The organism is Streptomyces sp. NPDC001204 (assembly GCF_053598035.1).
The window spans coordinates 121,582-131,092 of the sequence record NZ_JBSFJL010000023.1; the positions used below are offsets into that span (position 1 = coordinate 121,582).

The following is a 9,511-nucleotide window of genomic DNA, read 5'->3' on the forward strand; positions in this document are numbered from 1 at the left end:
TACGCCCGCCGCTCACGCCGGCTCCCAGATTCCCAGCCACAGTGGGTGCAACAGCAGCCCGGACAGTCCCATGTCGTGGTGGAGGGGCAGCCAGCCGCCGACACACGCGCGCTGTCCGGTGCCCAGCAGCACCGCCAGCTCCTCCTGGTTCGCCAGAAGGTTGCGGTGGGTGAGCCGGGCGCCGCGCGGCTCCCGCGTCGAGCCCGAGGTGTACTGGAGTACGGCGATCGCGTCCGGATCCCCCGCGGGAGGCCGCCAGTCCGCCGCGGACGGCAGCGCCGTGGAGTCGTCCAGAGCCAGGCAGGGCAGGTCGGCCCGGCCCACCGCCGACACCAGGCGGGAGACGTCCGCGGCCCACTCCCGGTCGGTGAGAAACAACGCCACCTGCGCGTCCTGCACGATGCTGAGAACCCTCTCGTCCGCGCTGCGCCGTCCTTCCGGCACTGGGCACGGCGTCGGAACAGCGTTGGCGTACAGGCAGCCGAAGAGCGACGCGATGAAGAGTTCGGGCCGCTGCTGGAGGACGGGCACCCGCTCCCCGCCCAGCCTGCGGTCCAGCAGCCACGCGGCCAGCCGCCGGGCGGCCTGGTCCAGCTCCCCGTAGCCGATCCGCCGGATGCGCATCCGCTCCCGGCCGCCCTCCTGGGCGGGCCAGTCGAGCAGCGAGTACGCCGCTGCGTCCGGCTCCCGCTCCGCCCTCTGGAGCAGGAGGTCGGGCAGGGTGCGTACGGTGTTCACTTGTTCATCCCCCATGGTCCGTCCGCCGAGCGAGTGGGGCTCAGCTTGTCCGGAGCGCCTCGAACCCCGCTCGAGCACGCCAGGGGGTGTCTCGTCGATCAGACAACTGTTGTTCTTGAGCTCGGAACTGCGCCTGGACCAACAGGGAAGCGGCCATGCCGGAGTCTCCTTGAAGGACCGGCGTTCCGCTTTTCCCACGGTCCGCCCCCGAGCTTTCCGGTGGTTCCGAGGTCGAGGTGCGGGGTCACCGTCACCGAGGCGGCACCCTCCTCCGCCCGGACCCGCACATGGGGCACGTCGACCGGCGTACCGAACTCGGTGGTGTGGCGCCAGACCAGGCCTGCGGTGGCCGACTCGCCGGGGGCGAGCGTGACGGGCCGGGGCTGTTCGTCGGGCCCGGCGCCGGTGGTGATCTCGCCGCTGCCGTCGAGGATCTCGACGCCGTCGACGGGCTCGAGGTCGTCGTCCAGCAGTTCCAGCAGCGGGTAGACCTCGACGGAGTAGGCACGCGTCCCGCAGTTGTCGAGGTGGAGGCGGAAAGGTGCGGCTCCCCGACGCGTCGCAGCCGTCCGGCCCACCGTGGCCCGGCCAGGAACACCGGGGAACCCCGCCCGCCCCCTACGCACGGCTGCGGAGCAGGGGACGAGCCTTCGGAGCCGGGCTGCCGTGAGGGCCGCATCGCGCCGAAGCCGATGCGGCCCACCGCCGCGTCAACCCGGGGACCGGGTCAGCAGTACAGGTTGGCGCCCGCCGACACGCCCAGGATCTGCGTGAACTGCTGGTACGTGGTCACACGGCTCTGCACCTGGGCGGGGTTCCTGCCGTCGCACTCGAGGGAACCGTTGATGGAACGGATCGTCTGGCCGAAGCCCGCGCCGTTGACCATGGCGTTGTGCGGGGTCATGGTGCCGGGGCCGGACTGGGTGTTCCAGTACCAGAGGCCCGTCTTCCACGCCACGGAGGCGTCGGTCTGCACCAGCGACGGGTTGTTGAGCAGGTCGATGCCGAGCGCATCACCTGCGGCCTTGTAGTTGAAGTTCCAGCTGAGCTGGATGGGACCGCGCCCGTAATAGGCCGACTGGCCGGCCGGGCAGCCGTACGGCTGGCTCCAGTCGCAGTAGTGCGGATAGTTGGCGGTGTTCTGCTCGACGACGTGAACCAGTCCGCCCGTCTCGTGGCTGACGTTGGCGAGGAAAGCGGCTGCCTCCTGCTTCTTGGTCTCGTCGCCGCCGGTGGTGGCGAAGCCGGGGTAGGCACTGAGCGCGGCGACAAGACCGCTGTAGGTGTAGAAGCCGTTGCGGTTCGGGAACATCTGGTTGAACTGGGCCTCGGAGACGACGAAGTTGCCGACGGGCGTGCCGCTGTCGCAGTTGTACGGTTCCCAGTACCAGGTGCTGATGACCGGGTCGTAGCCCGGGTTGTCGTGCTCAGCGATGTACGCCTTGCCGTCCGTGTAGCGGACGATGTCACCGGTGACGTACGCCTTGCCGGCCACCCAGCTCGGATAGCTCGAACAGGTGGCGGCGGACGCGCTGCTGGTCGGCACCAGCACGGGTACGGCGGCGGAGAGGGCGAGCGCGGCCACGACAGCGGAGATACGACGCCTCGACACGGAATCAACTCCTTGACGGAGAACGGTCGTACCCGGCGCAGGCAGGACGGAGCGAGCCTTGTGCGCGTGCCGGCGGAACCGGACGGGCGCGGGGCCGACCGTGGTGGGGGGTGTGAGGCACACTCAATCGCATTGGTCTGTACCAGTCAAGGCGCAGACCGGTCGGCGACGAAAGTGTGGCGGGGCGGCAGGCACGTCCAACCGGGCTGAGACGGGGCCCTGTTGGGCAAAAGGCGGATGCGCCAACACCGCTTGATCGGCCGTCCCTTACGGTCCGGCATGAATGCGCTCACCTGTTGCGGTGGGGGACGCTCGTGCTCGCCCAGTCCTTCGGCAAGAGGACGGACGAAGCCCGCGCCCCCGACCATCGCCGCAGTGATCGGGTCTTCACGCGCAAGGCGCTGACGGCGCGCCGGGGCGGAAGGTGGTTCCTTCCGGCGCGCCGTCCTCGCCGGTGCTCTCGCGCAGGCCGTCAGCAGCCGATGGGGGTGGAACCCACGGCCACGTCGTCGAACCAGAGCCTGTCGTCACCCGTCCCATAGCTCTCCCAGCCCAGGCGCAGGGCGGTGGGCCGGGGCGGGGTGGTGCGGACAAGCCACTGCTGGTCGATGTCCTGGGTGGGGACGCCGTCCGCGTGCAGGCCCGGGATCTGCTCGTCGCCGAGCCAGGTGTCGAGCTTGGGCGCCGTCGTGTCGATCGCGAAGCGCAGGCACTGCCAGCTCCCGGTCGGCAGCGGCCTGCTCTGCGCCACGCCCGCCGGGCTCTGCGCGGGCAGGGTGGCGTCGTCGGTCTCCCGGTTCCACTGGAGGGCGCCGTTCTGGCCGCCGACGCGCAGCGCCCGGCCGCCCTGGGAGCTGTCGGGCAGGGAGACGAAGGTGACATGGGCCGCGGGGAGCGCGGTGGTGTGCCGCACCCACATGCGCACATACATCACCGGCCCCACCGACGACAGGTTCGCGGTGGAGGCGACGAAGGCGTGGTTGCAGTAGCCGGCCTTGCCGTCGATCCGCAGCGACCTGCCGCCGCTGTGCGCGACCGAGGTGTCGACGGCCACGGCTCCGGTGCCCTGGCAGTCGGGCGCGGCGAACTGCCAGGCGCCGGAGGGAGTGGTGCCGGTCTGGTCCTCGAAGCCCGAGCAGACCACGGCGCTGCCGCAATCGGCGGAGGGCGGCGGGGTCGTAGGAGGCGGGGTCGTAGGAGGCGCGGTCGTAGGAGGCGCGGTCGTAGGAGGCGGGGTGGTCGGCGGCGGGGTGGTGCCGGTTCCACCGCAGACCAGACCGTTGAGGGCGAAGTCGGTCGGGGCGGGGTTCGCCGAGCTCCAGGTGCCCTGGACACCGAACTCGGCGGAGCCGTCGGTGGCCAGCGAGCCGTTCCAGTCCGCGTTGACGGCGACGACGGCGACGCCGGTCTGGGTGACGGTCGCGTTCCACGCCGATGTCACCCGCTGGCCGTCGGCGTGGGTCCAGGTCAGACGCCAGCCGTTGACCGCCGGGCCGAGATTGGTGACCTTGACCTGGGCCGTGTAGCCGCCGGCCCACTGGTTCACGGTGTAGTCGACCCGGCAGCCGGCCCCCGCGGCGCTGGTGGGTGTCGCGATGAATCCGAACACCAGCAGGGCGACGGACCCGGCGGCCGCGAGGGCCGCCGTCCAGGACCTGCGCAGTAATCGCAAGTGGGGGGTGCGCACGAATGCCTCCGAGGGAGAGGTGCGGGAAGGGTGGGAGCGCTCCCATTCATGACAGCGACCAGATCCGCACACTGTCAATGCACGGGACGGCCAAGGTGACCTCGGCGCACCGTCGCCCTGTGAAGCTGATCACCGCCGGCCCGATTTTGATTGAACCTTGAACTTTCAAGACGTAGTGTCGGTGCCGCAAGTCGATCCCCCGGGATCCACCGCCCATTGTGAGGAAATTCCCCCATGTCGCTCGCTCTTGACCCCGCTGCCCAGGACCTTCTTTTCCGTGAGGCCCGCACCGCGAACACCTTCACCGACGAACCGGTGTCCGAGGAGCAGGTCCAGGCGATCTACGACCTGGTCAAGTACGGCCCGACGTCCATGAACCAGTCGCCGCTGCGCATCACCCTGGTCCGCTCCGCCGAGGCCCGCGAGCGTCTCGTCCAGCACATGGCGGAGGGCAACCAGACGAAGACCGCCGCCGCCCCCCTGGTCGCGATCCTCTCCGCGGACAACGAGTTCCACGAGGAACTGCCCCACCTCTTCCCGCACTTCCCCCAGGCCAAGGACGCCGTCTTCGGCGACCGCGGGGTGCGGGAGAGCCAGGCCGCCCTCAACGCCGGCCTCCAGGCCGCGTACTTCATCATCGGCATCCGGGCCGCGGGACTCGCCGCCGGTCCAATGACCGGCCTGGACTTCGAGGGCGTCCGCAAGGAATTCCTGGACGACGACCACACCCCGCTGATGGTCGTCAACATCGGCAAGCCGGGCGAGAACGCCTGGTACCCGCGCTCCCCCCGCCTGGAGTTCGACCAGGTCGTCACCACGGTCTGAGCCGGCTCGGCGACGGGGATCCGGACCGAGTTCTGCCCCTGTTCCCCCGTAGGCGTCTTGCGGCAGCCGGCGCGACGCCGGCCAGGCTCGCCCACCGTGACGCCGCCGCCTACGGGGACCGGCCCTTCGACCGCTTGGCCCCGAAGACCGCCGGCCTCGGCGGCGACATGGGCGATCAGCCGGATGCGGCGGCGTTCGACGAGTCTTCGTCGTCCCTCAATGGTCAAAGTGGGCGTTCGCGTGCGTCACTGGAGCACCTCGGTGCTTCGGCCGGCCGCGATCACCGTGCGGAGGGGGAATGCGATGAGCAGCGCGACAGCGACCAGGACTCCGCTCGACCACAGCGGCCCGAGGTTCCCGACTCCGGTGCCGAGCGTGGACGCGGCGATGAGCGGTCCGACGGCAGCGCCGACGTTGACTGCCGCGGTCGCGTACGAGCCGGCCATGGTGGGAGCTCCCGCGGCCTCGTAGAGGACCCGCGCGATCAGGGTGCTGCCCAGCGCGAAGGACAGGGCGCCCTGGACGAACACGAGGGCGAGCAGAGCGACCGGTTTGCCGGCCAGCACGGCCAGGGCCGGCCAGCCGATGAGCAGCAGCGGACCGCCGACTGCGATGACCCGGCCGGGGTGCTGGTCGGACAGTCGGCCGGCGACGGTGACTCCGGCGAAGGAACCGGCGCCGAAGAGCACCAGGACGACAGGGACCCACAGCTCACTCAGCCCGGCGGTGTCGGTCACGACGGGGGCGAGGAAGGTGAAGCCGGCGAAAGTCGCCGCGTTCACCAGCGCACCGAGCAGCATCACCAGGATCAGCCTCGGCCTTGCGAGCTGGGCGAGCTCCGCTCGCAAGGCTCGCCCGCCGGCCGCCTCCTCCTTCGCACGTCCCGCTGGGATCCCCTTCAGAATGCCGAGAGCCGCGGGCAGGCAGAGAGCCGCGACAGCCCAGAATGTGGCCCGCCAGCCGAGCAACGTGCCGAGCGCCGACCCACCGGGGACACCGGCGATCATGGCCCCCGTCGTGCCCGACAGCAGCACGGCCAGCGCACGTCCCTTCTTGCCGGGTGGGACCAGCGTGGCGGCAGCCGTCAGAGCGACGGCAAGGAACCCCGCATTCGCGAGCGCGGCGACGATCCGGCTGGCGAACAGGACCGGGAAGCTCGCAGTGCCGGCACCCACGGCGTGAGCTGCCGCGAAAACGAGGATGAACCCGAGAAGACTGGAGCGCCCGCGCCAGTTGCGGGCAAGTGCGGCCACGATGGGGGCGCCGACGATCATGCCGATCGCGAAGGCCGAGGTGAGCACGCCTGCCGTCCCGACCGTGACATCGAGATCCGACGCGATGTCCGGCAAGAGGCCGGCGAGCATGAATTCCGAGGTGCCCATGGCGAAGACCGCCATGGCAAGCAGATACAGCGGGAAAGGCATCGAGTGGCTCCGAGGTGAGGAGAAGCACGAGACGGTCATCTCGTCACCGCGGCCAGCCCCGAGGCCGCACTCGTCCCACCCCAGGATGGGCGCGACGACAGTGCTACGGGCTCAGTGGTTCAGGGGGCTGACGGCGTGACCGAAAGCCCCCACCTTGTCCGACTCAGGACTCGACATGGCCCGCACGCTACCCGACCGATGCCCGTCGAGGCACCTCGGTTCACCAGCATTGACCTGTGGCCCTCCCTGCCTGCTCAACGATGACGACGAGGACTTCGTCACCCGGACGACCACCACCCGCCCCACCAGCCTCGGCCAGCCGTTCACCCACTGGTCGATCCGCAGTTCACCCTGGCCAACTCCCACCACCGCGGCCACCTCGCGCAAACCCGACCCCCGCACCGCTACCCGCGCCGGCGCAAGGCCGACGCCCGCCACCCCGACGTGCCGGCTGCCCGGCGCATCAAAAGGGCAGACCCCGCAGATCCACACTGATGGTTGGATGAGGCAGACCGGCCAGGTCGTAGATCATGGCGGTCAGTGGCGAGGTCCGCGCGCCGTCGGGCTGCTGGACGGTGACGGGCACGGAGATCCGGCTCCATCCCAGCTGCGTGTGGAGCGGGACCAGCTCCGGGCGGCAGAGCAGAATCACCGTCTCGGCGCCGGCCGCTCGTGCGTGTTCGACCGCCACGCTGATCACCGTCCGGGCGATGCCCCGGCCCCGACAGGCGGGGTGCACCAGGACACCACCCAACCCCGCGGCGCGGCGCGGCAATCCGTCAAAGGCCATGTCCCGCAGCAGCCATCCCGCGGAAGCCACCAGCCGTCCTTGGGCGACAGCGGTGAGGGTGTGCTGCTTGTCAGCCCACACCAGGCCGAGCCCCTTCACCCCGAAGGGGTCGGGCAGGCCATCGCGGAGTGCGGCTTCGTCTTCCGGAGAACCGGGGCCCGGCTCATGGAGCAGCCGGAGGTCCGCACAACCGTCGTCCCCCACATGCTCCGCGGCGGCCGCGGTGGCGGGGGCAAACCGGTAGCGCAGACAATGCAGGCCACTGGATTGCACCGTTCCGTCCGCCTGGGCGCCCAGGCGGCGGAGTACCGCGATCGAGACAGTATTGCCGGGCAGGACGAACGCGAAAACGGCGGGAAGCGCGAGGCGGCGAAACGCCAGGTCCAGGCACGCACGGCCGGCCTCGCCGGCGATCCCACGGCCTTGGGCCCGTGGGTGCACGGCGAAACCGAGGTCGACCCCGTACTGGGCCCGATTACGCAGTCCCACCCGGCCGAGAAACGCGTGCGTTGCGGCATCCCGGACCGCAAAGTCGCCGTAGCCGTGCCTGGCCCAGTGGGCGACGTGGTCGTCGCACATGGCCTCGGCCGCGGACCGACTGTCCGCCCGGCCGGTCGCCAGCCACCGCATGACGCTGTCCTGACTGACCACAGCCTCAAAGAGATCGTCGCGATCACCGTGGCGGATCGGCTCCATCACAAGCCTCTGGGTGCGCAGAACGGGTCCACCCGACCGGGTCACTCAGCAACTCCTCTCGACCAAGGGCTGAAGGAGCGTACCCGGCGACTCCTGAACCCGTCCGGTCACGGCACTGGTTGGCGGTGTGCGGGACCGTCTTGCCCGTGAACGGGAAAGGCAGGATGAGCGCGCCTTCGCCTGCGGGGCCTTTTCACCCCATCGCGGCCTGCGTTGAATCGTAGATCGGGAAAACCCGGTCCAGGCTCGTGATGGCGAAGATCTGCCGGATGTCCTGGTTGACGATGACCAGCCTCAGGGCGCCGGCGCGCGTACGGATCCGCTTGTGGATGCCGACGAGGAGCCCAAGGCCTGTCGAGTCCATGAATGTCGTTCCTGTCAGGTCGACGATGAGGCGGTGCCGGCCCGCCTGAATCCTTTTGCCCAAGTGTTCGCGGATGCGGGGCACGGTGTACACGTCGACCTCTCCGTGGATCTCGATGACGGTCCAGTCGTTCTCGTCGCGGTGACAGATGTGGAGTTCGGGATGCATGCCTCGCCTAACGGCAAAACCTTGGGGAGAGGTTGCGGGTAGTGCCTGACGCACGTCCGTTCTGCATATGCGCGAACGACTGGCCATGGCTTCACAGCAGGGGCTGCTCAGGCCACTACTGCAGTGCGTGGACCGCGGCTGAGAACACCGAAGGCATCCGGGACGCCGCCGGCACGATGAGGCGGGCGGTGCTGGGACGGCGGCTCGCGGCCAGCAGGGCCCCGGTGAGCAGCCGGTGCCGCCGAGTCAGCCGCACCCAGGCACGCTCATACTCGTCCGGTCGCCCGGCGGCCAGGCAGCGGACGGCGGCCCCGGACGTGGCCAGTGCGAGGGCGATGCCCTCGCCGGTGAGGGCGTCCAGGTAACCTGCGGCGTCGCCGACGAGCAGGACACGGCCGGCGGTTCTGCGCCGCACCCGCTGCCGCAGTGGTCCGGCTCCGCGCACCTCCGTCGCGACCGAGCCGCGCAGCGACGCGGTGAGGGCCGGGAAGCCGGCCAGATGCTCGTCGTAGCCGCGACGGTTGCGGCTGAGGACCGCGACGCCCACCATGTCGTCGTCGACCGGTGTCACATAGGCCTCGCCGTGCCGGGCCCAGTGGACCTCCACGAAGTCCGTCCATGGCTCGACGCGGTAGTGCCGGCGGAGTCCGTAGCGGCCGTGGGGGCGGCCCGGCATTTCCAGCCCCAGGCTGCGGCGCACCGGGGAGTGCAGGCCGTCGGCGGCGATCAGCCAACGGGCCGTGGTTCCGGCGGCGGTGACCGTGTCTGCGCTCTGGTGTACCTCGCCGACCTTGCCGGGCAGCATGCGCACGCCGAGGCTGAGCGCGCGCTGGTGCAGTGCGGAGTGCAGCGTTGTACGGCGGATTCCCAGCCCAGGCCGGCTGCGGAATGACGCTTCGGCGCGGGTGGTGCCCTCCACGTAGCGGATGCCGCGCAGTTCGCGGCCGGTGGCCTCGACGCCCAGTGTTCGCAGCGCGGCGACACCGCCGGGCATGACTCCTTCTCCGCAGGCCTTGTCCACGGGCGCGGTCCGGGGTTCGACGACGACGGCCTCCAGGCCGGCGAGCGCTGCGTGGATGGCCGCGGCCAGTCCGGCGGGTCCGCCGCCGGCGACCAGTACGTCGATCATGCCGACGCCGGCGTGGTCGCGGCGGCGAGCGCCCGGTTCTCGCAGCGGATGCGCACGGTGAGCAGGGCGGCGTTGAGT

The 9,511-nt window shown here is 70.5% G+C and carries 9 protein-coding genes; 1 reads left to right on the forward strand and 8 read right to left on the reverse strand.

Annotated features, from left to right (window positions below; all coding sequences use genetic code 11):
* Nucleotides 1-12: 12 nt before the first annotated feature.
* The 4 genes from ACWC91_RS28015 to ACWC91_RS28030 all read right to left on the reverse strand — a co-directional run bounded on the left by ACWC91_RS28015 (nt 13) and on the right by ACWC91_RS28030 (nt 4,037).
* Entirely contained in the window at nt 13-738 is a 726-nt protein-coding gene (locus ACWC91_RS28015) for an AMP-binding protein (protein WP_450643136.1), read from the reverse strand.
* 98 nt (nt 739-836) lie between these two features.
* Nucleotides 837-1,316, reverse strand: coding sequence for a DUF4232 domain-containing protein (locus tag ACWC91_RS28020; protein ID WP_281155045.1), 480 nt, complete (start codon nt 1,314-1,316; stop codon nt 837-839).
* Between the two features lie 149 nt (nt 1,317-1,465).
* Nucleotides 1,466-2,350, reverse strand: coding sequence for a glycoside hydrolase family 19 protein (locus ACWC91_RS28025; protein WP_225078431.1), 885 nt, complete (start codon nt 2,348-2,350; stop codon nt 1,466-1,468).
* Between the two features lie 472 nt (nt 2,351-2,822).
* A complete protein-coding gene (locus tag ACWC91_RS28030; RefSeq protein ID WP_450643134.1) occupies nt 2,823-4,037 on the reverse strand; it encodes a cellulose-binding domain-containing protein in 1,215 nt (404 codons plus the stop codon).
* A 234-nt stretch (nt 4,038-4,271) separates the two neighbouring features.
* On the opposite strand from ACWC91_RS28030, the gene ACWC91_RS28035 reads away from it, so the two are divergent.
* Complete coding sequence (locus ACWC91_RS28035; RefSeq protein ID WP_225078429.1) at nt 4,272-4,862, forward strand: malonic semialdehyde reductase; 591 nt, start codon at nt 4,272-4,274, stop codon at nt 4,860-4,862.
* A 245-nt stretch (nt 4,863-5,107) separates the two neighbouring features.
* Here ACWC91_RS28035 and ACWC91_RS28040 read toward each other — a convergent pair whose 3' ends face one another.
* The 4 genes from ACWC91_RS28040 to ACWC91_RS28055 all read right to left on the reverse strand — a co-directional run bounded on the left by ACWC91_RS28040 (nt 5,108) and on the right by ACWC91_RS28055 (nt 9,433).
* Nucleotides 5,108-6,286 (reverse strand): Cmx/CmrA family chloramphenicol efflux MFS transporter, encoded by a 1,179-nt coding sequence (locus tag ACWC91_RS28040; RefSeq protein WP_450643132.1) that lies wholly within the window; start codon nt 6,284-6,286, stop codon nt 5,108-5,110.
* Nucleotides 6,287-6,749: 463 nt separating this feature from the next.
* Nucleotides 6,750-7,772 carry a GNAT family N-acetyltransferase gene (locus ACWC91_RS28045; RefSeq protein WP_450643152.1) on the reverse strand — a complete coding sequence of 341 codons (1,023 nt, stop codon included), beginning with the start codon at nt 7,770-7,772 and terminating at the stop codon, nt 6,750-6,752.
* Between the two features lie 193 nt (nt 7,773-7,965).
* The gene (locus ACWC91_RS28050; protein WP_225078427.1) at nt 7,966-8,304 is read right to left on the reverse strand and encodes an STAS domain-containing protein; all 339 of its coding nucleotides are present in this window, start codon (nt 8,302-8,304) and stop codon (nt 7,966-7,968) included.
* 115 nt (nt 8,305-8,419) lie between these two features.
* Nucleotides 8,420-9,433 carry an NAD(P)/FAD-dependent oxidoreductase gene (locus ACWC91_RS28055; RefSeq protein WP_450726090.1) on the reverse strand — a complete coding sequence of 338 codons (1,014 nt, stop codon included), beginning with the start codon at nt 9,431-9,433 and terminating at the stop codon, nt 8,420-8,422.
* Nucleotides 9,434-9,511 lie beyond the last annotated feature (78 nt).